Consider the following 25,196-nt stretch of genomic DNA (forward strand, 5'->3'; position numbering starts at 1 on the left):
CATGCGGACGGTGCGACTGACGCTCGGCTGGCTCGTCGGGCTGGCGATTGTCGCGGCGCTCGGCATGATGCTCTGGTCGGGGCTACGCGGGCGCCCGCAGGATCTGCCCTGGACGCCGCTCGATCTCGGTCAGCCGATCGGGATGCTCACCGGACGAAAGCTCACTGCGCTGACCGAGGATTTCCCGCAATGCCGCGCGTTGCTCGATCGCGCGGGGGTGCGCTACACCGTCCTGCCGCCGCGCAAGGGCGAGGGGCAATGCGGGTATTCGGATGGCGTCAGGCTGACCGATGGCGCTCGGACGATCGCGTTCGTGCCCGCAGGCCTCGGCGTCGCCTGCCCGGTCGCCGCGGCGCTATCGATGTGGGAATGGGACGTCGTCCAGCCCGCAGCCCAACGCCATTTCGGGGCGCGCGTTGCCAGTATCGATCATTTCGGGAGTTACAGTTGCCGGCGGATCTACGGGCGCGATGCCGGCACCTGGAGCGAACACTCAACCGCCGACGCGGTCGACATCGCCGGATTCCGCCTGACCGACGGCACGCGCATCACCGTCGCGCGGGACTGGAAGGGCGACGACGCCAAATCAGCCTTCCTGCGCGACGTGCGTGACGGCGCGTGCAAGGTGTTCGCGACGACCTTGTCCCCCGACTACAACGCCGCGCACGCCGACCATCTGCATCTGGATCAGGCCGATCGTGGCGCGATGGGCTGGCGGGCGTGCCGGTGATCCACCGTGCTCCCCTCTGCCCGCCCCTTTGCCCGCCCCTCTGCCCGTTCGTGCTGAGCGAAGTCGAAGCACCTGCGCGCGAGACAGACCCTTCGACTTCGCTCAGGGCGAACGGGACTAGCCTCAGCTCGCCAGCGTCGTGCCGGAATCCACCTTCTCGACCCAGTACGGGAAAAACGCCGGCTGCCGGTTCGACCAGCCCGACGCCGTCGCTGCCGCCTCGCTGATCGACTGAAGCAGTTTCCGCCGCAGTTCCGGATGTAGATGCGGCAACGCGGCCGCGGCACAGAACGCCGACGGCAACCACGGCCTAACCTCCGCGCCGATCAATCGCTCGTACAGAAACCGCAGCGCCGAAAAGCTCGTCAGCCGCCCTTGCCCCAAGTCGAACGCTACCAGGGTCATCAACGGCGCCAGGAACGGTTCGATCGCATCGAGGCCGCTATCGTCGGGCACCATCGCGCGCAGATCGGGAAGATTATTGTAGAGCCGCGCTTGCGCCCGGATGCTTGCCGCCTCGACGACGTCGCGCGACCAGCGCAGCATCGCGTCCTCGCGGTCGAGCCCTACGTCGAGCGAACGGCGGATGTACCGCTGCGTCGAACTCGGAAAAGCCGCAAATTCCTTCATCTCGGCCAGCGTCATCGAGCCTTGTGCCGGTTTCATTCTGGAAGCCATGTCGTCACCCCGCTCTCGTCAAGGAACCGGCAGACTATGCGCTCGGATGGTTAACAACGTTCCTATCGCGCGTCATCTTTCCGTAACGCCAAGCGACCATGAAAGCTGTTGCGCTGCAACAAGGCTGCGATGAACCGAACGAAATCGTGCGATTCGATTGCGTTGCGAGGCGTTTGGGCAACAAAAAAAGCGCCGGTCGTTGCCGACCGACGCCTGTTCGTTGAGCAGATGCTCGGGTTACGCCTGCTTTTCGCGCAATGCCCGCTCTGCGTCCTCGTCATAGCCCGACGACTTGGCCGGCTCGCTGCCGGACCCCGGCTGCGTCGCGGAAATTGGATCGCTGCCGTCCATCGACTCGTCGAGCCCGTTGTCGAGACGGGCGTCGGCGCTGTCGGGGTTCTTTTGCAGGCGCTTGCCGATCGACTTGTCCTGGCCCGCTTCCTGGCGCGGATCGCGACCCGAGCTCTTGCCTTCTGCATCCTTGTCGTCGGGCGCTACGGACAGGCTGTCCAGCGCGCTCTTGTCTATGTCGGTCATTGCGACGTCCCTTTTTAATCTTGGCGGTGACCAACGGTCGAAGGGGCGGAGCGTTCCTGCGCAAGCGCAACGGTCATCCTGACGATAGTCAGGACCCAGAGCCACAAACGCGCCCCCCGGAACCCTGGGTCCTGACTTTCGTCAGGATGACGGAGAGTCGAGCGGCGTCACCCTCACCGTCTGCTCCCAGAGATACGCCTGCCCGAACACGGTCATGAACGCGATATCCGTTGCATCACGCCCGACGCAGACCCGCGCGATATCGCTGCACGTCGCCATCTTGGTCGCATCGATCAGCCGCCAGTCCCCTGCCAGCCACAATTCCGCGACCGCATGGAAGTCGGGCGGATCGACGCCCGGCGCATAGGCCGACACGCAGCGTGCCGGGATTCCGCCCGCGCGCGCCAGCGACACCAGCAAATGCGAATAATCCCGACACACGCCCGATCGCGACGCGAACGTATCGAGTGCGGTCGTCTCCCCACTGCTCGACCCGCAGCGATAATCGAGCGACTGGTACACCCACTCGGTCAGCGCCGCCGCCAGGGGCCCACCTTCCAGCCCGCCGAACTCGCGTGCGACGAAACCCTCGAACCGATCCGACGGACAATAGCGGCTCGGCATAAGATACGGCGTCAGCTCGCCGTCGAGCATCCGCGGCGGCGTCGCCGGATACAGCTCGAGCTGAACGCGCTCGCGGTTCACTGCGACGATGGCCTTATATTCGGCGGTAAACCGGCCATGCCCGCGCGACCAGCAGCGCTGGCCGATCCCGTCTTCGCCGCGCACCGCGCGGATCGCGCTGTCGGACCACAGAGTGAGGGACTCGGACTCGATTTTCTGGTCGGCCATCGCCGCCGCCTCGATCTGGAGGAGCACGTCGGCATCCCCCGTGATTCCGTAATCCAGACGCACGTCGATCGAGAGCCGCATTGCGCGTCCCATTCCTGTCTCAAGGCCATAAAGAAAAGGGCCCGGCGGTGTCCCGCCGAGCCCTGCGTTCTTACAACCCTTAGCGGGAGTTAGTTGCGGCTGCTACCAAACAGACGCAACACGAACATGAACATGTTGATAAAGTCGAGGTACAGGCTCAGCGCCGACATGATGACGACCTTGCCGACCATGTCCGTGCCCGCGACCTGCGCGTAAAGGCTCTTGGTACGCTGCGTGTCGTAGGCGGTGAGCCCCGCGAACAGCAGCACGCCGACGCCGCTGATGACCAGCTGCATCACGCCCGACTGCAGGAACATGTTGATCAGGCTCGCGACCAGCAGGCCGACGACACCGATGATCAGGAACGTGCCGAACGCCGACAGGTCGCGCTTGGTGGTGTAGCCGTAGAGGCTGAGACCAGCGAAACCGGCTGCGGTCGCAAAGAACGCACCTGCGATCGACGTGCCGCTATAGACCAGGAAGATGGTCGACATCGAGAGGCCCATCAGGACGGCAAAGCCCCAGAAGAGCAACTGCATCGTGCCCGTGGACATCCGGTTCTGGCCGAAGCTCATGCCGAATACGATCGCGAGCGGCGAGAACATGATGACATACTTCAGGATGCCGCCGTTGACGAACACCTGTGCGGCAGGCGACTCTGCGCCACCCCACGCGAACAGCATCGCGACGATGCCCGTCAGAAGGACTGCCGAGCCCATGTAGTTATACACGGACAGCATGTACGACCGGAGACCAGCGTCATAGGCCTCAGTACGCTGGCCCGTGGCCGTCGTTCCGAACGGCGCGGCGCGGGGCCGGGGGTCAGACCAATTAGCCATTGTGAAATCAGCTCCTTTGTCCGGCATGGTGCCGGTTGCGGTGAATATCGTCTTTTACAGGACGCTTTTCAAGCTGAGTGGTTGCATCGGCGCTGTGGTTCGCGGTTAACCTGCCGCAATTTCCATAGTGCCGTCTTGTTGCCGTTTGCGCTTCGTTGGCTATCCATCGGAGCTTGCTGACTTAATGGGAGCCGACCCATTATTGGCAGGACGATGCGGATATGCCTGCGTCGACGATCCCCGGCAGATACGCGGCGTTGGTATAGAACAGCCCCCTCCCGCAGGTGCCGTCTTCGCTAAATGGTCCCTTCTTGTTCCACACATCGCCGCATCGCGGGAGCGTTACCCGCTTGCCCCATTGTCCCCCGTTCCCTACCTGTTCACCGGTGAACCAGATCGCCCAAACGTCCGCGCCGCATGCCGAGCCCCCCTATCTCCGCGGCCTCAATCCGCCGCAGCGCGAGGCGGTGCTGACCACCGACGGCCCGGTCCTGATCATCGCCGGCGCGGGTACCGGTAAGACTGCGGCGCTCACCGCCCGGCTCGCGCATTTGATCTTCACCAAGAAGGCATGGCCGTCGGAAATCCTCAGCGTCACCTTCACCAACAAGGCCGCGCGCGAGATGCGCGAGCGGGTCGGCCGGCTGGTCGGCGACGCGGTCGAGGGCATGCCGTGGCTCGGCACGTTCCACGCGATCGCCGCGAAGATGCTGCGTCGCCACGCCGAACTGGTCGGGCTGCAATCGAATTTTACCATCCTCGACACCGACGACCAGCTGCGGTTGCTCAAGCAGCTGATCCTCGCCGCCGACATCGACGAGAAGCGCTTTCCGACGCGCAGCCTCGCTGCGCTGATCGACCAGTGGAAGAACAAGGGGCTCGTCCCCGCCGATATCGATGCGGGCGAGAGCGAGCGCTACGCCAACGGTCGCGGCGGCGAGTTGTACCAGCAATACCAGGCGCGGCTGATCGCGCTCAATGCGTGCGATTTCGGCGACCTGCTGCTCCACATGCTCGTCATCCTGAAGACACACCGCGACGTGCTGGCGCAGTATCAGCAGCGCTTCAAATACATCATGGTCGACGAGTATCAGGACACCAATTCGTCGCAATATCTCTGGCTGCGGCTGCTCGCGCAGGAGCGCAAGAACATCGCCTGCGTCGGTGACGACGACCAGTCGATCTATTCGTGGCGCGGCGCACAGGTCGAGAACATCCTGAAGTTCGAACGCGATTTTCCGGGCGCGAAGGTGATCCGCCTCGAACAGAATTATCGCAGCACGCCGCACATCCTCGGCGCCGCGTCGGGCGTGATCGCGAACAACGGCGGACGGCTCGGCAAGCAGCTCTGGACCGAGCGCGATGTCGGCGAGAAGGTGAAGGTCATCGGCGTCTGGGACGGCCCCGAGGAAGCGCGCCGCGTCGGCGAGGAGATCGACATCGTCCGGCGCTCGGGCAAATCCTTGGACGAGGTCGCGATCCTGGTCCGCGCGCAGCACCAGACGCGCGAGTTCGAGGACCGCTTCATCGCGATCGGCATGCCGTACAAGATCGTCGGCGGCTTCCGCTTCTACGAACGCGCCGAGATCCGCGACGCGCTCGCCTATCTCCGGGTCGTCAACCAACCGGCGGACGACCTCGCCTTCGAACGCATCGTCAACGTCCCCAAGCGCGGCCTCGGCGACAAGGCGGTCGCGCGCATCCACCAGCTCGCCCGCGCCACCGGCACGCCACTGACCACCGCCGCCGCGCGCATCCTCGACACCGACGAACTGACCGGGGCTGCTAAGAAGTCGCTCGGCCGGCTGGTCGGCGACATCGCCCGCTGGCGCGACATGGCGACCAGCCTGCCACACGCCGAACTCGCGCGGCAATTGCTCGACGAGAGTGGCTACACCGCGATGTACCAGGCCGAGAAATCGGTCGAGGCGACCGGGCGCCTTGAGAACCTCAGCGAGCTCGTCCGCGCGATGGAGGAATACGACTCGCTCGGCGCGTTCCTCGAACACGTGTCGCTCGTGATGGACAACGAGGGCGGGGCGCAGGATCCACAGGTCACGATCATGACGATCCACGCCGCGAAAGGCCTCGAATACGACACGGTATTCCTGGTCGGCTGGGAGGAAGGCCTGTTCCCGTCGCAGCGCTCCCTGGACGAAGGCGGCGTGAAGAGCCTCGAGGAAGAACGCCGCCTGGCCTATGTCGCGATCACGCGCGCCCGCCGGCTCGCCGTCATCATCCACGCCGCCAACCGCCGCATCTACGGCCAGTGGAACTCCTCGATCCCGTCACGCTTCGTTGCTGAACTCCCACCTGAGCATATCGATACGGAAACCACGATGTCCGGCGGCGCGAGCCTGTGGCAGGCCAACTGGTCCGACCGCGCCGATCCGTTCGCGGACGTCGCGCGCGGCACCGGCCGCGGTCCCGGCTGGCAACGCGCGTCGGGGAGTGCGGCGGGCACCGGCAGCAGCTTCTCCACCAAACCCGCCCGCGTCGTCGAAAGCCGCGCCAGCGCGATCAGCCTCGGCAACAAGGGCCGCGACGACCTCTCGCTCGGCATGCGCGTGTTCCACCAGAAGTTCGGCTACGGCGCGATCGCCGAGATCGAAGGCAACAAGCTGGAGATCGACTTCGAACAGTCGGGGCGCAAGCGGGTGATGGATAGTTTCGTGACCATAGGGTGAAGTAAAGCGTCGGCACTCGCTACTTGCCGAATTCAACCGATCATTTTTCGCCCATTCCCGTAAACTTGCAAATATCCGGTAAGTTTGAGATCATTCCCCAAGACTTCGAGTCGAGGACGGATACATGTCGGGTAACAAGCGAACGATTCCTGAGATACGTTCTCGACTTCGTGAGATCGCAGACGAGTTCGGCATCGAAGAACTTCACGATCTAGCCGACGAAACGTATCGAAATTCGCCCGTCACACGTGCCTCGGTGCGAAGCGCGCATTTTACACCAGAACTCGCGGAAGATATCAGGGTATTCGCCGCTAGGTTTCCAAAACTACACCAGCGCGACGTGGCACAGAAATTCAATGTAAATCCTGGACGCGTATCTGAAGCGTTGACCCACCAAATGTAGACCAGTCAGATAGTCGTTTTTTGACGGCGCCTAAGCCGCCACTCGCTCAACCTCGATGTCGCCCTCACGCGCCCGCGCCTGTGCCAGATCATACGCGGCCTGCATTCGCATCAGCGTCTCGGCCTGCAAGCCGAACGCCTTCTCGAACCGGATCGCCATCTCGGCCGACAATCCGGCACGGCTTCCCAGCAGGTTGCTCATCGCCTGTCGCGTCACGCGCAACTTGGCGGCGGCGTCCGTTACGCTCAACCCGTGCGGCGTGACGATTTCGGCGCGCAGCCATGCGCCGGGGTGGACCGCGAAGCTTGCATGCAACTTGATTGCCATCAGTGATAATCCTCCAGATCGAGATCCTCGACGCCACCGGCATCGTTGATCCGAAACGTCATCCGCCAGTTCTTCGTCACCGTCAGCGACCATAGACCGGCGCGATCGCCGGTCAGTCGATGCGCGCCGAAATTGGGCGGTACGGCCAGTTCGTCGACGCTCTCCATCACTGCGATATACGCCAGCATATGACGCAATCGATCGACCAGGTTGCCCGGCAACCCCTTGGCCCGACCGGTTTCGGCAAACGACCGCAAGGCCTTATGCCGGATGGAGTCGATGACCATTCCCGATGCTGCGCCGGACTCGCCTTGACGTCAACCGACAAGTGACGCTTTACATGCGTCGTCACTCGCGTCTCCAAACCTGTACCGCAGCCGACAACCCCGTTCAGGAACGATGTCTCTCGACAGCCGTATCACCGGCACATCCCGATTGTCGGGTTCGAGAGGACATCTCATGAAGTTTACGCATCTCATCGCCGCCGGGTTGGCCTTTGCAACGCTCGGCCTCGGCGCCGCCGCTCCTGCCGAAGCGCAGCGTGATCGCGGGCATAGCGAGCAGTATCGCGACAACGATCATCGTGGGGATCACCGTGGGGATCGGCGTGATTTCCGCCGTGACGATCACCGCGGCGATCGCCATGACGACCGGCGCTATCGCGGCCGCGGCGATGATCGTCGCAACTGGAACAACAATCGCCGTTGCCGCACCGAATGGCGCAACCATCGTCGCGTGCAGATCTGCCGCTGATGTAAGCCGAGCCGGCGCGTAGTATAATGCGTCGGCACCAGGCGGGCGGTGGCATGACGCCGCCGTCCGTCCCTGCATGTGACCCTTTGACGAGGATTTGGATCATGAAGCGTTTCTTCGGTACGGCTGCGGTGATTGCGGCGACGTGCCTTTCCGTTGCCACGCCCGCGCTTGCGCAGTCGCAGGCCGACGACGCGCGGTTCGCGGCGGCGCAGGCGCGGCTCGACAGCGAGTTGCAGATCTTCCGCACGGAATTCGATCGCTACCAGTCGGTGCGTGGCAATCGCGGCGGTTATGCGCCGCAGACCGGCTATCGTACCGCGCCCGATCGCAGCGGCGGCTATCAGGAAGCGTATCCAGACGAGCGCGACGAGGGCAATTACGATCCCTCGCGCTATTACCGTGCGGGTCCGAACTACCAAGAGCGCACGCTGGCGACCAACGACCGCGTCTATGCCGGGCAGGATGGGCGCTATTACTGCAAGCGCAACGACGGCACGACCGGGCTGATCATCGGTGCGGCCGGTGGCGGCATCTTGGGTAACGTAATCGATGGCGGCCGTTCGCGGATCGTCGGCTCGTTGCTGGGCGCCGCGGCGGGTGGTCTCGCCGGGCGTGCGGTGGAGCAGAGCAACAACCAGGTTCGTTGCCGCTGATCGGTCGCGAACCCTGATCCTCCCCCGCAAGGGGGAGGTGGCGCCGAAGGCGACGGAGGGGGAGGACACGGATCAGGCGTTTCGCCCGCCTCCCCCTCCGTCTGGCAAGCGCCAGCCACCTCCCCCTGGCGGGGGAGGATTACCGCAACCCTCTTTTAACAGCCCCTATTTCGCCGGCTCGACCAGCTTCTGCGTGAAGTACGTCATCTGCAGTGCCTGCAACCGGGCCCCCTGCTCGATATCAGCATCGCCCGAATGACCGCCCGCGGTATCCTCGTAGTAAAGATACGGCAGGCCGTACTCCTTCAGACGCGCGGCGAACTTGCGCGCATGCTGTGGCCCGACGCGGTCGTCCTTGGTGGTCGTCCAGATATACGGCTCCGGATACGCGACGCCCTTCTTGATGTTCTGATACGGCGAGATCTTTTCGAGAAACGCCTTCTCTTCCGGCACGCTAACCGAGCCATATTCGTCGACCCACGACGCCCCCGCCGCGATCCCCTCGTACCGGATCATGTCGAGCAGCGGCACCTGGATCGTCACCGCCTTCCACAGGTCCGGATGCTGGTTGAACTCGACCCCCATCAGCAAACCGCCATTCGACCCGCCATAAATGCCGAGCTTGGCCGGGCTCGTCAGTTTCCGCGCAAACAGGTCCTTCGCCACCGCGGCGAAGTCGTCATAGATCACCTGCCGCTTCGTTTTCCGCCCAGCGTCATGCCATTTGGGCCCGAACTCGCCGCCACCACGGATGTTGGCGAGCACGTAAGACCCGCCGCGTTCCAGCCACAACTTGCCCGTGCTCCCCGAATAGCTCGGCGTCATCGACACCTCGAACCCACCATAGGCGGTCATGATCGTCGGCGTGGTCCCGTCGAGCGTGATGCCTTTCTTGTGGACCACGAAATACGGCACTTTCGTCCCGTCGGTCGAGGTCGCCTCGAACTGCTCGACGACGTCGTTCGACGCGTCGAACTTGGGCGGCAGAGTCTTGATCGGCTTTGGTGCAGCGCCCGTCGCAGCATCCAGCGAATAGAGCGAGGTCGGCGTCAGGAACCCCGTCACCGTCAGATAGGCGTCGTCGCTGCGATCGGTCGTGCTCGCCACGTCGATCGAGGCGTTGTCGGGCAGCGCGATCGGCTTGGCGGTCCAACCCCCTGCCCCATGCGTGTATACCGACGCACGGCCGCGGACATTGTCCGACACGACCAGCAACAGCTTCGATTTCGTGAGCCCCATGCCGTCGACCGACTGACGCGGTCCCGGCGCGAAGACGATCGTCGGGTTGATCGTGCCCTTCTCCACCTCGGCGAGCGGCGCCGACGCGATCGCGCCCTCGGGAATCTTGCCCCACGGGTCGCTGGTCGAGAAGATTACCTGCCCGTCGATCATCCCTGCCGGGAACGTCCGGTCGGGCAATGCAAGCGGTCGCGCACCCGCCGGCGTCCACACCAGCTTGTCCGCGCCGAAGAACGTCTTGCGGCGCTGGATAACGATCAGGCGGTTGCCCTTCTCGTCGGTCAGCACGTTCGCCGCGGTGCCGCCCTGATCGGTCGCGGCGCCACGATAGACCTCTGTTGCAGCGTCGAGCGGCTGGCCGCGCTTCAACTGCTTCATCACGAACGCATAGCCCGACTGCGTCGTCGTCCCCGCACCCCAATCGCGCGCGACCAGCAGCGTATCCTTGTCGACCCAGCTCGCATCCTGCTTCGACTTGGGCAGCGTGAAGCCGTTCGCGACGAACGCACCGGTCTGCAGATCGAACTCTCGATACGTCACCGCATCCTCGCCGCCCTCGGACAGCGCGACGAGGCACAGCCGCTGCTCGGGCTCGAGGCAGGTCGAGCCCTTCCAGACCCACTGCTTGCCCTCGGCCTTGCCCAGCGCATCGAGATCGAGCGCGGTGGTCCACTTTGGCGTTGCCGATGCGTAATCTGCCGCACTCGTCCAGCGCCACAGCCCGTGCGGATGGTCGGCATCGCGCCAGAAATTGTAGATCCGCCCGAACATCTGGTTCGGCATCGGGATGCGATCCTTGGCCGACGCGATCGCCAGTGCCTCGGCATAAAAGGTCTTGTAGCGCGGATCGTTCTGGAGCCGCGGGAGCGTCTTCGCATTCTCCGCCTCGACCCAGGCAAGCGGCTTGGCGCCATCCTTGTCCTCGAGCCAGATATAGGGGTCGGCGGCAGTGTCGGTTTTCGTCATCGGTGCGACTTGGGCAAGCGCCGCGCCGCCTGCAAGGCCGCCCGTCCCGCTCAATATCCCCGTCCCGCTCAATATCGTCGCCGCAAGCATCGAAGCCAGAACCCGCATCACCGTATCTCCCTGATTTGCTTGGCGCGATACATGCCGGGGTCTATCGCGGTCCGCAATGCAACCGGACCAGATATCGGCCGCCGACGGCCTGCCCAAGCCCCGCCGCTTCATGGCGATCGCCGCGATTTCGGCGGGAACGGCGCTGACGATCATCGATGGCGGCATCGCCACCGTCGCGCTGCCGACGATCGCGCGCGACCTGAACGTCGGCAGCAGCGCGGTGGTGACCGTCGTCACGGTCTACCAGCTGATCCTGGCGATGGCGCTGCTGCCGTTCTCGGGGCTCGGCGACCGGATCGGGCTGAAGCGGATGTACCAGTACGGCCAGCTGCTGTTCACGGTCGCGACGCTGCTGTGTTTCTTCGCGAAGAGCCTGCCGTTCCTGCTCGTCGTCCGCGCCGCGCAGGCTTTGGGTGCAGCGGCGGCGCTGAGCGTCTCGTCGGCGCTGATCCGCTCGATCTATCCCGCCAAGCAGCTTGGCCGTGGACTTGGGATCAATTCGGTCGTGGTGTCGAGTTCGGCAGCACTCGCACCGACGATCGGCGGGCTGGTGCTGGCGATCGCGCCGTGGCCGTGGGTGTTCGCCAGCGCGGTGCCGTTCGCGATCGCGTCGCTGCTACTCGGCCGGGCGCTGCCCGAGCCACACCGCCGCGACGAGCCGTTCGACGTGCTCGGCGCGGTCATGTGCGCGGCGATGATCGGGCTCGTCATCGGTGGCGCGGAGAGCGCGGTGCACGGCGACAGCCCGATCGTGTCGGCGGCGATCGTGCTGACGGGCGTGGTGATCGGCTGGTTCTTCGTGAAGCGCGAACAAGGCGAGACCAAGCCGATCCTGCCGATCGACCTGCTCGCCCGGCCGGTGCTCGCGCTGTCGGCGATCGGGGCGTACACCGCGTTCATCGCGCAGATGACGTTGCTGCTGTCGACGCCGTTCCGGTTGACGCATGCCTATGGGTTCAGCGCTGCGGAGGTCGGTGCGGCGATCGCGCCGTGGCCGCTGGCGAACATGGTCGTGGCGCCGCTGTCGGGGTGGTTGTCGGATCGGTATCCGGCGGGGCTGCTCGGCGGGATCGGGATGAGCGTCTCGATCTGTGCGCTGCTGCTGCTCGCCTACATGCCGGCGGATCCGGGGTATTTCGACATCGCGTGGCGGATGGCGTTGTGCGGGTCGGGGTTTGGGATGTTCATGGCGCCGAATGCGCGCCTCATCATCGGCTCCGCCCCCCGCGAACGCGCCGCAGCAGCAGGCGGTCTCGTCTCGACGGTCCGCCTGGTAGGCCAGACCACCGGCGCCACCCTGGTAGCCGCCCTCCTGGCGATGGGCGTGGGCGCCGGCATGACCCCGCCGCTGGTCGCAGCAGGTCTAGCGCTAGTGGCAGGCCTATGCAGCCTGAGCCGCCTCCGCCCCTCGATCCGCAACCCGCCGACCGAAGAAACGCAGGACGTCCAGCCGGCCTCCCAAGCGAGGTGACCTACTCCCTCTCCCCTCCGGGAAGAGGGTCGGGGTGAGGGGCAGCCTCAAACGCTGCACTGCTTGGCTCCCCCTCACCCCAGCCCTCTCCCCTGAAGGGGGAGAGGGAGCAGCAGAACAATGTTCACCCCGCTATTCCTCCCCGGCACGGGGAGGGGGACCGCCGCTCGCAGAGCGGGGGTGGAGGGGGATCACCCGGAGCGTACCGCCTTGAAGAGCGAACTCGGCAACCGCTTCAGCAGAACGCAACCCGGAATACTAACGACCGTATCTCGCCGGGAGAGCCCCCTCCACCAGCTTCGCTGGTCCCCCTCCCCGTTCCGGGGAGGATCAGCCCAAACTCAAAACGCTGCGCTGGCCTTGGCCTCCCCCATCATCGCGGCCCGCACCAAGGGAATCGGCGGCCCGCCATAGCTTAGGAACTGGTCATGGAACGCCTTCCAAGCCTTGCGCCCGCCCCTGGTCGCGGTCCAATCCGCCCGCAACTTGCGGATCATCAACTTCCCCATCGTATAGTTCAGATACGCCGGATCATACGTCCCCCGCGCAGCCTGCTGCTTCGCGTTCCCCTCGTCCTGGTAACATTCGTCGACGAACATCCGGAACGACTGCTCCTGCGTCATCCCCTTCGCATGCATCCGGATCGCCGAAAGATACCGGCAATCCCGCAGCAACGCGTTCGAGATCTGCCCAATGTGCGTCTCGGGATCGCCGTTGTTGAGCCCGGCTTCCCACATCATCTCCTCAGCGTAATGCGCCCAGCCCTCGGCGAACGCATAGCCGACGAACAGCCGTCCGAAGAGCGACGGCGACCGGTTCGCATGCAGGAACTGGACGAAATGCCCCGGCATCACCTCGTGCACCGATGTGAACAGCAGGTCGTCCTTGCCCGGCACGAACGCGTCCTGCACCGTCTTGGTCCAGGCGGGGTCTGGCGGCGAGATATAGTAGATCGACGGCACGCCCGTCTCGAACGGTCCCGGCGGATCGATATACGCCGAGTTCTGCCGGTTATACGGCGGCGACTCCTCGACCAGCGCCTGCTCGGTCCCCGGGATTGTCAGTAGGTCGTGATCGACCACGAATTTACGCAGCGTCGGGATTTGTCGCCGCGCCTCCGCGACGGGGCCGCCGACCGGCTTGTTCGCGTTCATCTTGTCCATGCACGCCGTGATCGACAGCCCCTTGGCGAACACGCCGCAGGCCTGCGCCAGCGCCGCCTGGTTGCGCCTCAGATCCGCGACACCCGCCGCCTCGAGCTGGTCGAGCGGCGTATCGACGCCCTCGGTCATCGCCACCATCCGTGCGAACTTGTCCGCCCCCAGTGCAAAATCCTGCGTCGCGGTCGCGCGCTGGCCCTCGGTCCACGTCCCCAGATCGCGCATCGCCGCTGCCGCCGCCTTTGCCGCATCGGCCAGCTGCTTCTGTGCCGCCGCATCCTTCACGCCGGCAAACGCCTTCACCGCGTCGCCCGCGTAATAGTCGGCAAAGCCGTTGAACGCCGCCGTCCCGTAATTGACATAGCTTAGCGGCATCGGGGCTTTCAGGTTCGCCTTGATGTTGCCCGCCGCCGCCGGGATCTTCTGGAAGAACGCGGTCAGTGCCTTCATTCGGGTCGGCGCATCGGCATAATTGCGCGCGATATACGTGTTCGGATCGAGCCCCGCGCTCACATACCAGGCCGGGTTGCGATGCGGCTGGTCGGCATCCTCGAGCCAGAACAGCTTACCCTTGGCGACCTGCACGAGATAGTCGCGCTCGAACGCCTCGGCGGGCTTCAGATCCTTGAACGCCCCCGCCTTGTCGATCGCGCCGTGCAGGAAGTCCGCCTGTCGCTTCAGTCCCGCGGCGCTCCAGTCGCCGAGCCCGCCATCATACTCATGCTTGCCCTGGTAGACCGCGTTGGCCGGATCGATCTTGAACCAGCCGTCGATGAAGCCATCGCGGAACCCCGCCCAGTCGCCCTTCGCGGCGGTCGTCGGCGCAGCAGGAGCCTGCGTGTTCGCGGTCGTCTGCGCAGGGCCGCACGCGCTCAAGGCGAGGACCGCGCCGAGCGCCGTCGTCAAAAGTCCGATCCGCATCCTGTCTCCAATTCCGATTCGTCTGGCGCCATGCTGCCAGTCGAAGTCTTGGTACGCCAGCATGCGGAACGGCCCGCACGATGAGCCGTTGAACGCACACCTCCCTCGAGAGACAGGATTGCTTCATGCCCTACGTAAAAACCCGTGACGGTACCGATATTTACGTCAAGGACTGGGGCACCGGCCGCCCGGTGATCCTCACGCATGGCTGGCCGCTCAACGCCGACAGCTGGGACGCGCAGGCGATGGCGCTCGCACACGCCGGTTTCCGCGCAATCGCCTATGACCGTCGCGGGTTCGGCCGCTCGGGCCAGCCCTGGAGCGGTTACGATTACGACACGCTCACCGACGATCTCGCCGATGTCATGGAAGCGACCGGCGCGAATACCGATGCGACGATCGTCGGCTTCTCGATGGGTGGCGGCGAGATCGCGCGCTACATGAGCCGCTACGACGGCAAGGGCGTGGTCGCCGCCGGGCTGATCGCGTCGGTGGTGCCGTACATGCTCAAGACCGACGACAACCCCGACGGTGTCGATGCGGAAACGTTGGCGAGCATCGGCGCGGGCATCGAGGACGACCGCCCGGCGTTCTTCAAGACCTTCCTCCAGCAGTTCCTCGGCGTCGGGTTTATCACCTCGCCGGTCAGCGATGAGGTTGTCGACTGGGCCTGGGGCCTGGCGATGCAGGCAGGCCTGCATCCGACGCTGCGCTGTGCGGAGGCGTTTGGCCACACCGACTTCCGCAGCGATCTGGCGGCGTTCCGCGTGCCGACGCTGATCGTGCACGGGACGAGCGACAAGACGGTGCCGATCGACGCCACCGGCCGTGCTGCAGCCAAGGGCATCGCCGGCTCGCAGCTCGTCGAATATGACGGTGCACCGCACGGCCTGACGATCACCGAGAGCGATCGCTTCACCAACGATCTGCTGACGTTCCTGGGTAAGTAACGCTTTCCGGGTCTCCACATCGTTCTGATCCAGGGTTCTGGCGCTCGCCAGTAACCCTGGATTAGGTGGAACCGGGAACGGGGGTCGAAAAACCAGCCTCGGTCGCGCTCAATTAACTTGTTTACAGTTTCCCAGCTACGACATCCGCGTGGCCCTCTCATACCAAACTCGCGCGCCTCGTCGCGTCTTGCCGACACGCCAAGCCTATCGGGCCGCCATCGGCGTTTCCGTTGCGGCTTTCCTTGGCTGGGTCGTCACGATCAACGCCACCTCGACGATCGTCGTCTCACCCATCAACATCTGGTTCGTCACCGCGATCAGTTTGCTCGGCGGTATGGCGGGGCTTCGGACCGGCATCGTGATCGGTGTGGTAGAAGGTGCGGTCGGCCACCACAAAGCGAAGGCGCGACCCTGGGTGGTCCGCTGCCTGATGGCTACGATCGGCTTTGTCTTTGGCGTGATCGTCGGCGCGACGGTCGCCTATCGAATGGTCGACGTCGCCCTGTTCTGGCGATCCGACGAGCCCGTCGTCACCACCATTTTCCCCATCCACGCGGTGGACCTTGCAAAGGCGACGCCCTTCCTATCGATCGGATCGGAGGGTGAGCGTGACGATATTCGCATCTCCAAACGCGACTATCACGTACTGACGAACGTGGTCCCACTCCGCCGGCCGTGGCGCTATTGCATCGCCCTCAAGCGCCAAGCGAGTTACGAGGCCGTGCGCGTATGGCGACCCCGTTCACGCCGTTCCGGGCCACAAACGGTGTTCCCGTGCCCTTCCTATGTGCAGTGGTGGTAAGCCGGCATCAATTGCCCAGCGGGACGATAACCTCGTCCGGATGCGCGACGTTCAGCTCCTTGCGGACCATCTCGTCGACCATATCCGGATTTGCATGATCCGGGTTCAATAGAGCAACGCGGTTTTTCAGAACCTCACGCTTGCGATCGAGCGCGGCATAGTCCTGCTCGCGCTTCGCAAGCTGGCGCTTGTAGTCGCCATACGCGAACATCCCGTTCGGCCCGAGCACGGCATACGCGCCGAAGAACGCCATCAGCGTCAGCCCCAGCGCCGGCCACGCGGCCTTGCGCATCGTCTTCCGCAGCTTGCTGGTCTTCGTCGTCACGCGTGCCATGCTCGTTCTCCCGAACTCCAGCTTATCAGCCGCCGATCAGGATGTCGCGACCCGCATAGCGCGCCGCGTCACCCAACTCTTCCTCGATCCGGATCAGCTGGTTGTACTTCGCCAACCGGTCCGACCGCGCGAGGCTGCCCGTCTTGATCTGCCCGCAGTTGGTCGCGACCGCCAGATCGGCGATCGTCGCATCCTCGGTCTCGCCCGACCGATGCGACATCACCGCGGTGTACTTCGCCCGCTGCGCCATCGACACCGCCTCCAAGGTCTCGGTCAACGTGCCGATCTGATTGACCTTCACCAGCAGCGAGTTCGCATAGCCGCCGTCGATCCCGCGCTTCAGACGCTTCGGGTTGGTCACGAACAGATCGTCGCCGACCAGCTGGACCTTGTCGCCAATCAGGTCGGTGAGCGTCTTCCAGCCCTCCCAATCGTCCTCGCCCATGCCGTCCTCGATCGAGAAGATCGGGTAGCGGCGGGTCAGGTCGGCCAGATACTCGGCCATCTCGGCGCTCTCGAGGATCCGGCCCTCGCCCGAAATGTCGTACTTGCCGTTCTTGTAGAACTCGGTTGCCGCGCAATCGAGCGCGAGCATCACGTCCTCGCCGGGCTTGTACCCAGCCTTCTCGATGCTCGACATGATGAAGTCGAGCGCCTCGGTGGTGCTGCCGATGTTCGGCGCGAAGCCACCCTCGTCGCCGACGCTGGTCGACAGGCCCTTCTCGCTCAGGCCCTTCTTCAGCGTGTGGAAGATCTCCGAGCCGCAACGGACCGCCTCGAGGATGTTGGACGCGCCGACCGGCACGACCATGAACTCCTGGAAGTCGATCGGGTTGTCGGCATGCTCGCCGCCGTTGATGATGTTCATCATCGGCACCGGCAGCAGATGCGCCTGCACGCCGCCGACATAACGGTACAGCGGCAGGCCGCGCGCTTCGGCAGCCGCCTTGGCGACGGCCAGGCTGACGCCGAGGATCGCGTTCGCGCCCAGTCGGCCCTTGTTCTCGGTGCCGTCGAGTTCGATCATCGCGCGGTCGAGGTCCGACTGGTCCTCCGCGTCCATGCCGAGCACGGTGTCGGTGATCTCGTCGTTGACCGCGTCGACCGCGCCATCGACGCCCTTGCCGCCCCAACGGGTCTTGTCGCCATCGCGGCGCTCGACCGCCTCGTGCGCGCCGGTCGAGGCGCCCGACGGCACGGCGGCACGGCCGAAGCTGCCGTCTTCGAGCAGCACGTCGACCTCGACGGTCGGATTGCCGCGGCTGTCGAGGATCTGGCGTGCATGAAGGTCGATGATTGCGGTCACGTAACGATGCTCCTACAAATCCCGGTGCCGGGTCGTTCGCGCCGCCTCTACCGTCTCGCGCCATATCGGGCAATCGCGCGGACACCCGAGAATAGTGTCGTGCAATCGCGCGATGGTTCGGGAACCGTGCTCCGGCGGCGGTGTTGAGGGCGTAACAATTCTGAAAGGGACCGTCATGGCCGACTCCAGCGTAAACGATACCGTCAACGACCTGAAAACGACCGCGAACGAGGTCGGCACCGAGGTGAGCAAGACGATCGATAACAAGATGGGCGACAACGGCACCAGCGATCTCTCCGGCAAGACCGCCGACGCCAAGCAGGCGATCAAGGAAAGCGCGAGCAAGTACAGCGCGCAGGCCGCCGACAAGGCACGCACTTTCGCCGAGGACGGCAAGGCCCGTGCAAGCGGCGCGCTCGAGCAGATTGCGCAGTTGCTCAACGATGCCGCCGGTCAGGTCGACGACAAGCTCGGCTCCCGGTACGGCGGCTATACCCGCAGCGCCGCCGACAGCGTCTCGGGTTTCGCCGACCAGGTGAAGGCGAAGGACATCGACGAGCTGGTCGACGACGCGCGCGAACTGGTCCGCAAGTCGCCGGCGATCGCGGTCGGCGCAGCAGCAGCCATCGGCTTCGTCATCGCGCGACTGGTCCAGTCGGGCGTAGACGCCAACCCGAAGGCCTGACGCCTTGTCCGATCCCGTGATGCTGACCGGCGAAGACGAAAGCCTTTCGTCGATCGTCGGCCGGCTGGCAACCGAGACGAAGAGTCTCGCGACCGCGGAAGTCGCTGTCTACAAGGCGAAGTTCGGCGAGACGGCCAGCGCATACAAGTCGGCGGCGATGTTCTTCGCAGTTGCCGGCGTGCTGGCGCTGGCCGCGCTGATCGCACTGCTGGTCGGTGCGATCTTGACGCTGGCAACGCTGGTAGGGCCTGGATGGTCGACCGTGATCGTCGTCGTTGCGGTGCTGGCGCTGGCCGGCAGCCTGGCGATGATCGGCAAGTCGAAGCTTCAGACCAAAAGCGAGCCCGTATCATGACATCCGCCAAAGTCGCCGCCGCAGAGATCGAAGCCGCCCTCGCCCGCCAGCGCGTAATGATGACGGTCGGGCAGTTGCAGGACCGGCTCAACCCGCGGAAGCTCGCGCTTAACGCCAGCCGCGACGTCGCCGATGCCGGCACCGCCGCGCTGACCGCGAGCGTCGAGACGGTGAAGCGCAATCCGGGACCGACCGCGGGGTTTGCCGCGGTCGCCGGGCTGTTCCTCGCGCGACACCGGATCGTCGGACTCTTCCGCCGCGGGCGCTGACTGCAACTGCGGTCACCGCATTGAAACCTTGAAGTCCCGGCTCGCGTTGAACCCCCATTGAATTGAACGGCGAGCAGCTTGCCATCAGAAGGACATTTCCATGACCGACGCAAAGACCACCGCAAACGACGCCGCCCACGAGACCGAAAGCCGTCTGCGCGAAGGCCTCGACACCGTCCGCGAGACCGCATCGAAGGTCTATCACGAGGCCGGCGACAAGGCTTCCGAGGTTCTCGAAGTCTCGCGCGAGAAGACCAAGCGCGTCGTCAACAACCTCGAATCCAACCCGCTCGGCATCCTCGTCGGCGGTCTCGCCGTCGGCGCGCTCGCCGGCGCGCTGATCCCGCGTTCGGCGCGCGAGAAGGAATTGCTCGCGCCGGTCGGCAAGCGTCTCAGCGAGACCGTCGTTGCCGCCACCGCCGCCGCCAAGGCTGCGGGCCAGTCGGAACTGGGCGAGCTCGGCCTTACCAAGGACAATGCCCGCGGTCAGGCCAAGGGTATGCTCGAAGGCGTCGTCAAGGCGCTGACCACCGCGGGTACCGCAGGTGCGAAGGCCGTTTCGCAAAAGCCAGCTGTCTAAATAGAGACCGACTAAGGGTTCAAAGCGCGGGTCGAACACGCTAGGGCACCTGCAACCTCCCTCCCAAGGACAAGCAGCGCATGAGCAAGCTCCACCTCGTATTCGGCGGCCGCGTCAGCGACCCGCGCACCCTGGATTTCAACGATCTGAGCAAGATCGAGTTCGTCGGCGTCTTCCCTGACTACGCCAGCGCCGAGAAGGCCTGGCGTGCTGCAGCGCAGCGGACCGTGGACGATGCGGAGATGAAGTTCGTGGTGGTGCATCTGCACCGCATGCTCGAGCCGAACTTGGGTGCGACGGTAGCCTGAACTACCTCTGGGCCGTCATTGCCGCGGAGGCGGGAACCCATATTGGCTAACGTCGCGAACTGATCGCAACGGCATAGGCTATGGATCCCCGCCCGCGCGGGGATAACGGTGTTGAGCGACGGCACGTCTGCCTTCGCCGAAGTAAGCTTGTGCTCATGACCTAGCGAAACTGGCATAGCGCAAAACAACTTGCCCTCACCCTTCCCACGGCCAAGCAACCGCGGGCCCCTCCCCTCTCCCGACGGGAGAGGGAGAAACGCCGAATGCGGCGATGGGTGAGGGCACGCCGAGCAGTGCTCCCGTCACCCCTCGCGCTGGCTAGTTGACTGACGCATTCCACTCACGCTCTACCTCCGCCTAGATAGGGTAGAGATAACGTCGGCACACCCGACGAAGGCGCACAAGCGCGCATGTCCTTCGCGCCGCCCCTTCCCCCCACCCGTTCGTACTGAGTAGAGACCGAGTAGCTCCGTCAGGAGCGTATCGAGGGCTCGTATCGAAGCACAGGTCCCGAGCGCCAACCCATCCTTCGATACACCGCTTCGGCAAGCTCAGCAGCTACTCAGGACGAACGGTGTGGGTGTGAGGGTGTGAGGGTGTGGGTGTAGACTAGCGTGGGGCGGCGATCGCTTGTCAGGGATAGGGCGCTCAAGCCGCGCGGTAATGCCAGAGCAACAGCGGCCGAGCCAGAACCAGCCCCGCTAAGAACCCACCGATATGCGCGCCGATCGCAATCGGCCCACTAGCGCCAACCGAAGCCCCGAACCCGGCCAGCCCCATCAGCAACTGGATCCCGATCCACGCCGCTGCCAGCCACGCCACGTGCACGACCCCAGCCGGCACCGGCCCGATCGCCTGCGCCCGCCGCTCGCCATACAACAGCGCATAAGCCCCAACGACTGCCGAAATCGCACCGCTGGCGCCAATCATTGGTGCGGTAGACTCAGGCCCGAACGCCCAATGCCCCGCCGCCGCCGCATACGCGCCTAGCACGTACAGCACGACCAACCCGACCGTCCCCAGCGCCTTCTCGACGAACTGCCCGCAATACACCAGCATCACGAGGTTCAGCGCGATGTGCGCCCAGCCGCCATGGATCAACGTCGCGGTCAGCGGCGTCGCCCAAGACGGCACGACGAACATATGCTCGCTCGGAATACCAAGATCGGTCATCCGCAACGGGATGAACCCGGCGTTCACCGCCCAGTAGCCAAGCGATCCGCTCAGCACCAGGAACCCCGAGACGATGACCGTCACGATCGTGATGATCGCCGTCGCCCGCGTCTCGAAGAATTGCATAAGGCTCAGATGAACTCGATCTTGGAGACGACGTAATACCGCTCGCCGGCCGGCACCGTGACCTCGACCTCTTCGTCAAGCTTGCGCCCGATCAGCCCACGCCCGAGCGGCGAGTTGTACGAAATCCGGCCAGTCTTCGCATTCGCCTCGGTCTGGCCGACGATCTGGTACTTCACCGGCTTGTCGTTCTCGTCGAGCAACGTCACCGTCGCGCCGAACACGACCTTGTCGCCCGACAAATCCTTCGGGTCGATGATCTGCGCGCGGGACAATTTGTCCTCGATGTCCGAGATCGATGCCTCGACCTGGCCCTGACGCTCCTTCGCCGCATGATATTCCGCGTTCTCGCTCAGGTCGCCGTGCGCGCGCGCCTCTTCGATCGCGTCGACGATCGTCGGACGTTCGGCTTTCAGGCGCTTCAGATCCGCGCTCAGCGTCTCATAGCCTTCCTGCAGCATCGGCATCTTTTCGACGGTCGCCATCATCTCGTCCCCAAATCCATTTCCCCGCGCGAGGCCCTGTACCAGCCCCGCCCACACATCATTCTCATGTCGGGATCAGTCGTGCGACTGCGAATAATAGGATTGCAGCGGCCGTACTTCAAGGCTGTGCGTCGAAAGCTTGGCGATCGCCTTCGCCGCCTCGAGCGAAGCCGGCGCGGTCGTGAAGTACGGAATGCGTTGTCCCAGCGCGGAAGCGCGGATCGGCTGCGAGTCCTTCAGGCTCTGCCACCCCTCGGTGGTGTTGAAGATCAGCGCGATATCGCCGTCCTTGATCCGGTCGACGATATGCGGCCGGCCTTGGGCGACCTTGTTGACCTTCTCGACCGGCAAGCCGGCAAGAGCAAGATGATCCGCCGTCCCACCGGTAGCGACGATCGAGAAGCCAGTGTCGACCAGCGCCTTCACCGCCTCGACGATCATCGCCTTGTCGCCGTCCTTCACGCTGACGAAGACATTGCCCTTGGTCGGCAGGATCGTCCCCGCGCCAAGCTGCGCTTTCGCAAACGCGATCGTGAAATCGGGATCGATTCCCATGACTTCGCCAGTCGACTTCATTTCCGGTGACAGCACCGGATCGACGCCGGGGAACTTGTTGAAGGGGAACACCGCCTCCTTCACCGCATAATAGTCGATATGCCGGTCGATCTTCGGCAAATTGACCAACTTCTCGCCCGCCATGACGCGCGCGGCGATTTTGGCGATCGGCGCACCGATCGCCTTGGCGACGAACGGCACGGTGCGCGACGCACGCGGGTTGACCTCGATGAGGTAGACCAAGCCGTCCTTCACCGCGAACTGGATGTTCATCAGGCCCACGACCGACAAGGCATGCGCGAGCGCCACCGTCTGCCGCTCGATCTCTGCGATGATCTCCGCCGACAGCGAGTAAGGCGGGATCGAGCACGCAGAGTCCCCCGAATGGACGCCCGCCTCCTCGATATGCTGCAACACGCCCGCGACCACCACGTCGGTGCCGTCGCAGATCGCGTCGACATCGACCTCGATCGCATCGCGCAGATACTGGTCGATCAGCACCGGCGAGTCGCCCGACACCTGCACCGCGGTCGCGATGTAATGCTCGAGCTGCCCGATCGTGTCGACGATCTCCATCGCCCGGCCACCGAGCACGTACGAAGGCCGCATCAGCACCGGATACCCGATCCGCTCCGCCGCCGCGACCGCCTCGTCCCGGCTCCGCGCGAGGCCATTGGCCGGCTGCAACAACCCGAGCTTGGTGATCAGCGCCGCGAACCGCTCACGGTCCTCCGCCAGATCGATCGCGTCCGGCGTCGTCCCGAGGATCGGAATGCCCGCCGCCTCAAGCGCCCGCGCCAAGTTCAGCGGAGTCTGCCCACCGAACTGCACGATCACGCCCACCAAAGTGCCGTTCTGCTGCTCGACATGCAGGATCTCCAGCACGTCCTCCGCGGTCAGCGGCTCGAAATACAGCCGGTCCGACGTGTCATAATCGGTCGACACCGTCTCCGGGTTGCAGTTGACCATGATCGTCTCATAGCCCGCATCCGCGAGTGCAAAGCACGCATGGCAGCAGCAATAATCGAACTCGATCCCCTGCCCGATCCGGTTCGGCCCGCCGCCGAGAATCACGATCTTCTTGCGATCGGTCGGCTCGGACTCGTTCTCTGGCTCACCGAAGCTCGGCGCCTCGTACGTCGAGTACATATACGGCGTCTTTGCATCGAATTCGGCCGCGCACGTATCGATCCGCTTGAACACCGGCCGAACGCCGAGCTTCAGGCGATGCTGGCGCACCTCCTCCTCGGTCACGCCGCCGGTCATCGCCTTGACGACCTCATGGATCAGCCCCGAGCCGCGCGCGATCCCGCGGTTCATGCCCCGCAGATTGGCCGATTGCAGCGCCAGCCACGCAAGCCGCTTGTCACTGAACCCCATGCTCTTCAGGCGGCGCATGCCGGGCGCGTCGATCGGCAGGCCGTCCTTCATCACCTCGGCCTCGGCCGCGATGATCTCGGCGATCCGCTCCAGGAACCACGGATCGTACTTGGCGATCGCATGCACCTCGGCGACCGTGAAGCCCTCGCGCAAAGCCTGCGCCGCGACCAGCAACCGGTCCGGCGTCGCGACGGCCAGCGCCGCCTCGATTTCCGCACGCGGCGCACCGACCAGATGATCGACCTGGTTGAACCCCGACAGGCCCGTCTCGAGCCCGCGCAACGCCTTCTGCATCGATTCGTGGATGTTGCGACCGATCGCCATCACCTCGCCGACCGACTTCATCGCGGTGCCCAGCGTGTTCGACGCGCCCTTGAACTTCTCGAACGCGAACCGCGGAATCTTCGTCACGACGTAATCGATCGTCGGCTCGAACGCGGCGGGCGTAGCGCCCGTAATGTCGTTCTCGATCTCGTCGAGCGTGTAGCCGACCGCGAGCTTCGCCGCGACCTTCGCGATCGGGAAGCCGGTCGCCTTCGACGCCAGCGCGGACGAGCGCGAAACACGCGGGTTCATCTCGATGACGACCAGCCGGCCGTCCTTCGGATTGACTGCGAACTGGACGTTCGAACCGCCTGTTTCGACACCGATTTCACGCAACACCGCGATCGATGCGTTGCGCATGATCTGGTATTCCTTGTCGGTCAGCGTCAGCGCCGGCGCGACCGTGATCGAGTCGCCGGTGTGGACGCCCATCGGATCGACGTTCTCGATCGAGCAGATAATGATCGCGTTGTCGTTCCGATCGCGCACCACCTCCATCTCGTATTCTTTCCAGCCGAGCAGCGATTCCTCGATCAGAACCTCGGTGGTCGGCGACAGGTCGAGCCCGTTGCGGACGATCGCGATGAACTCCTCGCGATTATACGCGATGCCGCCGCCCGAGCCGCCCATCGTGAAGCTCGGCCGGATGATCGACGGAAGTCCCGTCTTCTCAAGGCCTTCCAAGGCTTCTTCGACAGTATGTGCGATCGCCGAGCGCGCGCTTTCCAGCCCGATCCGGTCCATCGCATCGCGGAACTTCAGCCGGTCCTCCGCCATGTCGATCGCATCGGCATCTGCCCCGATCATCGTCACGCCGAACTTCTCCAGCGTCCCGTCATGGAACAGCGCGAGTGCGGTATTCAGCGCGGTCTGCCCGCCCATCGTCGGCAGGATCGCGTCCGGGCGCTCCTTCTCGATGATCTTTGCGACGATCGCGGGCGTGATCGGCTCGACATAGGTCGCGTCGGCCAGCTCGGGATCGGTCATGATCGTGGCGGGGTTCGAATTGACGAGGACGATGCGATAGCCCTCCTCCTTCAACGCCTTGATCGCCTGCGTGCCCGAATAATCGAACTCGCACGCCTGGCCGATGACGATAGGTCCTGCGCCGATGACGAGGATCGAGGAGATGTCGGTGCGTTTTGGCATTGTTAAC

The 25,196-nt window shown here is 64.6% G+C and carries 25 protein-coding genes; 12 read left to right on the top strand and 13 right to left on the bottom strand.

The features are described from left to right. The first annotated feature begins 1 nt into the window (after window position 1). Complete coding sequence (locus tag C8J46_RS14195; RefSeq protein WP_132740391.1) at window positions 2–730, top strand: extensin family protein; 729 nt, start codon at window positions 2–4, stop codon at window positions 728–730. Between the two features lie 123 nt (window positions 731–853). Here the strand turns inward: C8J46_RS14195 and C8J46_RS14200 are convergent, their stop codons facing one another. The 4 genes from C8J46_RS14200 to C8J46_RS14215 all read right to left on the bottom strand — a co-directional run bounded on the left by C8J46_RS14200 (window position 854) and on the right by C8J46_RS14215 (window position 3,717). Further along, window positions 854–1,408, bottom strand: coding sequence for a hypothetical protein (locus C8J46_RS14200; RefSeq protein ID WP_132740394.1), 555 nt, complete (start codon window positions 1,406–1,408; stop codon window positions 854–856). A gap of 237 nt (window positions 1,409–1,645) precedes the next feature. Further along, window positions 1,646–1,945, bottom strand: coding sequence for a hypothetical protein (locus tag C8J46_RS14205; RefSeq protein ID WP_060526722.1), 300 nt, complete (start codon window positions 1,943–1,945; stop codon window positions 1,646–1,648). A 141-nt stretch (window positions 1,946–2,086) separates the two neighbouring features. Beyond that, on the bottom strand, window positions 2,087–2,878 hold the full coding sequence (locus C8J46_RS14210; protein ID WP_132740397.1) for a transglutaminase family protein: 792 nt from the start codon (window positions 2,876–2,878) through the stop codon (window positions 2,087–2,089). An 89-nt stretch (window positions 2,879–2,967) separates the two neighbouring features. Continuing rightward, window positions 2,968–3,717 carry a Bax inhibitor-1/YccA family protein gene (locus C8J46_RS14215; RefSeq protein ID WP_132740400.1) on the bottom strand — a complete coding sequence of 250 codons (750 nt, stop codon included), beginning with the start codon at window positions 3,715–3,717 and terminating at the stop codon, window positions 2,968–2,970. Between the two features lie 395 nt (window positions 3,718–4,112). On the opposite strand from C8J46_RS14215, the gene C8J46_RS14220 reads away from it, so the two are divergent. Next, entirely contained in the window at window positions 4,113–6,404 is a 2,292-nt protein-coding gene (locus C8J46_RS14220) for a UvrD-helicase domain-containing protein (protein WP_132740864.1), read from the top strand. A 433-nt stretch (window positions 6,405–6,837) separates the two neighbouring features. Here C8J46_RS14220 and C8J46_RS14225 read toward each other — a convergent pair whose 3' ends face one another. Both C8J46_RS14225 and C8J46_RS14230 read right to left on the bottom strand, forming a co-directional pair. Further along, on the bottom strand, window positions 6,838–7,134 hold the full coding sequence (locus C8J46_RS14225; protein WP_132740403.1) for a HigA family addiction module antitoxin: 297 nt from the start codon (window positions 7,132–7,134) through the stop codon (window positions 6,838–6,840). Next, window positions 7,134–7,421 (bottom strand): type II toxin-antitoxin system RelE/ParE family toxin, encoded by a 288-nt coding sequence (locus tag C8J46_RS14230; protein ID WP_132740406.1) that lies wholly within the window; start codon window positions 7,419–7,421, stop codon window positions 7,134–7,136. Before C8J46_RS14230 ends, C8J46_RS14225 begins: the two co-directional genes overlap by 1 nt. Before the next feature lie 172 nt (window positions 7,422–7,593). Here C8J46_RS14230 and C8J46_RS14235 point away from each other — a divergent pair, with 172 nt between their 5' ends. After that, a complete protein-coding gene (locus C8J46_RS14235; RefSeq protein WP_132740409.1) occupies window positions 7,594–7,887 on the top strand; it encodes a hypothetical protein in 294 nt (97 codons plus the stop codon). Window positions 7,888–7,991: 104 nt separating this feature from the next. After that, window positions 7,992–8,543: a glycine zipper 2TM domain-containing protein gene (locus C8J46_RS14240; protein ID WP_132740412.1), complete on the top strand. Its 552-nt coding sequence runs from the start codon at window positions 7,992–7,994 to the stop codon at window positions 8,541–8,543. A 165-nt stretch (window positions 8,544–8,708) separates the two neighbouring features. On the opposite strand, the gene C8J46_RS14245 is transcribed toward C8J46_RS14240, so the two are convergent. Then, window positions 8,709–10,856 carry a prolyl oligopeptidase family serine peptidase gene (locus tag C8J46_RS14245; RefSeq protein ID WP_243643402.1) on the bottom strand — a complete coding sequence of 716 codons (2,148 nt, stop codon included), beginning with the start codon at window positions 10,854–10,856 and terminating at the stop codon, window positions 8,709–8,711. Window positions 10,857–10,914: 58 nt separating this feature from the next. Between C8J46_RS14245 and C8J46_RS14250 the strand changes: the two genes are divergently transcribed. Beyond that, entirely contained in the window at window positions 10,915–12,330 is a 1,416-nt protein-coding gene (locus C8J46_RS14250; protein ID WP_132740415.1) for an MFS transporter, read from the top strand. 341 nt (window positions 12,331–12,671) lie between these two features. Here the strand turns inward: C8J46_RS14250 and C8J46_RS14255 are convergent, their stop codons facing one another. Then, window positions 12,672–14,411, bottom strand: a complete 1,740-nt coding sequence (locus C8J46_RS14255) for a DUF885 domain-containing protein (RefSeq protein WP_132740418.1) — start codon at window positions 14,409–14,411, stop codon at window positions 12,672–12,674. Between the two features lie 125 nt (window positions 14,412–14,536). On the opposite strand from C8J46_RS14255, the gene C8J46_RS14260 reads away from it, so the two are divergent. Beyond that, window positions 14,537–15,361 (top strand): alpha/beta hydrolase, encoded by an 825-nt coding sequence (locus tag C8J46_RS14260; protein WP_132740421.1) that lies wholly within the window; start codon window positions 14,537–14,539, stop codon window positions 15,359–15,361. Window positions 15,362–15,548: 187 nt separating this feature from the next. Beyond that, the gene (locus C8J46_RS14265) at window positions 15,549–16,163 is read left to right on the top strand and encodes a hypothetical protein (RefSeq protein ID WP_165886557.1); all 615 of its coding nucleotides are present in this window, start codon (window positions 15,549–15,551) and stop codon (window positions 16,161–16,163) included. A 7-nt stretch (window positions 16,164–16,170) separates the two neighbouring features. On the opposite strand, the gene C8J46_RS14270 is transcribed toward C8J46_RS14265, so the two are convergent. Continuing rightward, complete coding sequence (locus C8J46_RS14270; protein ID WP_055878455.1) at window positions 16,171–16,497, bottom strand: septum formation initiator family protein; 327 nt, start codon at window positions 16,495–16,497, stop codon at window positions 16,171–16,173. 25 nt (window positions 16,498–16,522) lie between these two features. Beyond that, entirely contained in the window at window positions 16,523–17,803 is a 1,281-nt protein-coding gene (gene eno / locus C8J46_RS14275) for a phosphopyruvate hydratase (RefSeq protein ID WP_132740427.1), read from the bottom strand. Window positions 17,804–17,978: 175 nt separating this feature from the next. On the opposite strand from eno, the gene C8J46_RS14280 reads away from it, so the two are divergent. The 5 genes from C8J46_RS14280 (at window position 17,979) to C8J46_RS14300 (ending at window position 20,000) form a co-directional block, all read left to right on the top strand. Next, the gene (locus C8J46_RS14280; RefSeq protein WP_132740430.1) at window positions 17,979–18,488 is read left to right on the top strand and encodes a hypothetical protein; all 510 of its coding nucleotides are present in this window, start codon (window positions 17,979–17,981) and stop codon (window positions 18,486–18,488) included. Between the two features lie 4 nt (window positions 18,489–18,492). Next, window positions 18,493–18,843 (top strand): phage holin family protein, encoded by a 351-nt coding sequence (locus C8J46_RS14285; RefSeq protein ID WP_243643403.1) that lies wholly within the window; start codon window positions 18,493–18,495, stop codon window positions 18,841–18,843. After that, window positions 18,840–19,112, top strand: a complete 273-nt coding sequence (locus tag C8J46_RS14290; protein ID WP_132740434.1) for a phosphatase — start codon at window positions 18,840–18,842, stop codon at window positions 19,110–19,112. The genes C8J46_RS14285 and C8J46_RS14290 overlap by 4 nt, the downstream gene beginning before the upstream one ends. Window positions 19,113–19,212: 100 nt before the next feature. Further along, window positions 19,213–19,692 carry a hypothetical protein gene (locus C8J46_RS14295; RefSeq protein WP_132740437.1) on the top strand — a complete coding sequence of 160 codons (480 nt, stop codon included), beginning with the start codon at window positions 19,213–19,215 and terminating at the stop codon, window positions 19,690–19,692. An 80-nt stretch (window positions 19,693–19,772) separates the two neighbouring features. Beyond that, complete coding sequence (locus C8J46_RS14300; RefSeq protein ID WP_056051043.1) at window positions 19,773–20,000, top strand: DUF4170 domain-containing protein; 228 nt, start codon at window positions 19,773–19,775, stop codon at window positions 19,998–20,000. Between the two features lie 648 nt (window positions 20,001–20,648). On the opposite strand, the gene C8J46_RS14305 is transcribed toward C8J46_RS14300, so the two are convergent. The 3 genes from C8J46_RS14305 to carB all read right to left on the bottom strand — a co-directional run bounded on the left by C8J46_RS14305 (window position 20,649) and on the right by carB (window position 25,189). Further along, on the bottom strand, window positions 20,649–21,299 hold the full coding sequence (locus C8J46_RS14305; RefSeq protein ID WP_132740440.1) for a rhomboid family intramembrane serine protease: 651 nt from the start codon (window positions 21,297–21,299) through the stop codon (window positions 20,649–20,651). 5 nt (window positions 21,300–21,304) lie between these two features. Beyond that, window positions 21,305–21,781, bottom strand: a complete 477-nt coding sequence (gene greA, locus C8J46_RS14310; protein WP_056052861.1) for a transcription elongation factor GreA — start codon at window positions 21,779–21,781, stop codon at window positions 21,305–21,307. A 75-nt stretch (window positions 21,782–21,856) separates the two neighbouring features. After that, a complete protein-coding gene (carB, locus tag C8J46_RS14315) occupies window positions 21,857–25,189 on the bottom strand; it encodes a carbamoyl-phosphate synthase large subunit (protein WP_060526860.1) in 3,333 nt (1,110 codons plus the stop codon). Window positions 25,190–25,196 lie beyond the last annotated feature (7 nt).

This window comes from Sphingomonas sp. PP-F2F-A104-K0414, from assembly GCF_004340945.1.
Taxonomy (GTDB): Bacteria; Pseudomonadota; Alphaproteobacteria; order Sphingomonadales; family Sphingomonadaceae; genus Sphingomonas.

What these genes read in the sequence shown, in the direction of transcription:
- C8J46_RS14195 (WP_132740391.1), top strand. Translation starts at nt 2, where the DNA reads ATGCGGACGGTGCGACTGACGCTCGGCTGGCTCGTCGGGCTGGCGATT.
- C8J46_RS14200 (WP_132740394.1), bottom strand. Translation starts at nt 1,408, where the DNA reads ATGGCTTCCAGAATGAAACCGGCACAAGGCTCGATGACGCTGGCCGAG.
- C8J46_RS14205 (WP_060526722.1), bottom strand. Translation starts at nt 1,945, where the DNA reads ATGACCGACATAGACAAGAGCGCGCTGGACAGCCTGTCCGTAGCGCCC.
- C8J46_RS14210 (WP_132740397.1), bottom strand. Translation starts at nt 2,878, where the DNA reads ATGCGGCTCTCGATCGACGTGCGTCTGGATTACGGAATCACGGGGGAT.
- C8J46_RS14215 (WP_132740400.1), bottom strand. Translation starts at nt 3,717, where the DNA reads ATGGCTAATTGGTCTGACCCCCGGCCCCGCGCCGCGCCGTTCGGAACG.
- C8J46_RS14225 (WP_132740403.1), bottom strand. Translation starts at nt 7,134, where the DNA reads ATGGCAATCAAGTTGCATGCAAGCTTCGCGGTCCACCCCGGCGCATGG.
- C8J46_RS14230 (WP_132740406.1), bottom strand. Translation starts at nt 7,421, where the DNA reads ATGGTCATCGACTCCATCCGGCATAAGGCCTTGCGGTCGTTTGCCGAA.
- C8J46_RS14235 (WP_132740409.1), top strand. Translation starts at nt 7,594, where the DNA reads ATGAAGTTTACGCATCTCATCGCCGCCGGGTTGGCCTTTGCAACGCTC.
- C8J46_RS14240 (WP_132740412.1), top strand. Translation starts at nt 7,992, where the DNA reads ATGAAGCGTTTCTTCGGTACGGCTGCGGTGATTGCGGCGACGTGCCTT.
- C8J46_RS14245 (WP_243643402.1), bottom strand. Translation starts at nt 10,856, where the DNA reads ATGCGGGTTCTGGCTTCGATGCTTGCGGCGACGATATTGAGCGGGACG.
- C8J46_RS14250 (WP_132740415.1), top strand. Translation starts at nt 10,915, where the DNA reads ATGCAACCGGACCAGATATCGGCCGCCGACGGCCTGCCCAAGCCCCGC.
- C8J46_RS14255 (WP_132740418.1), bottom strand. Translation starts at nt 14,411, where the DNA reads ATGCGGATCGGACTTTTGACGACGGCGCTCGGCGCGGTCCTCGCCTTG.
- C8J46_RS14260 (WP_132740421.1), top strand. Translation starts at nt 14,537, where the DNA reads ATGCCCTACGTAAAAACCCGTGACGGTACCGATATTTACGTCAAGGAC.
- C8J46_RS14270 (WP_055878455.1), bottom strand. Translation starts at nt 16,497, where the DNA reads ATGGCACGCGTGACGACGAAGACCAGCAAGCTGCGGAAGACGATGCGC.
- C8J46_RS14280 (WP_132740430.1), top strand. Translation starts at nt 17,979, where the DNA reads ATGGCCGACTCCAGCGTAAACGATACCGTCAACGACCTGAAAACGACC.
- C8J46_RS14290 (WP_132740434.1), top strand. Translation starts at nt 18,840, where the DNA reads ATGACATCCGCCAAAGTCGCCGCCGCAGAGATCGAAGCCGCCCTCGCC.
- C8J46_RS14295 (WP_132740437.1), top strand. Translation starts at nt 19,213, where the DNA reads ATGACCGACGCAAAGACCACCGCAAACGACGCCGCCCACGAGACCGAA.
- C8J46_RS14300 (WP_056051043.1), top strand. Translation starts at nt 19,773, where the DNA reads ATGAGCAAGCTCCACCTCGTATTCGGCGGCCGCGTCAGCGACCCGCGC.
- C8J46_RS14305 (WP_132740440.1), bottom strand. Translation starts at nt 21,299, where the DNA reads ATGCAATTCTTCGAGACGCGGGCGACGGCGATCATCACGATCGTGACG.
- greA (WP_056052861.1), bottom strand. Translation starts at nt 21,781, where the DNA reads ATGGCGACCGTCGAAAAGATGCCGATGCTGCAGGAAGGCTATGAGACG.
- carB (WP_060526860.1), bottom strand. Translation starts at nt 25,189, where the DNA reads ATGCCAAAACGCACCGACATCTCCTCGATCCTCGTCATCGGCGCAGGA.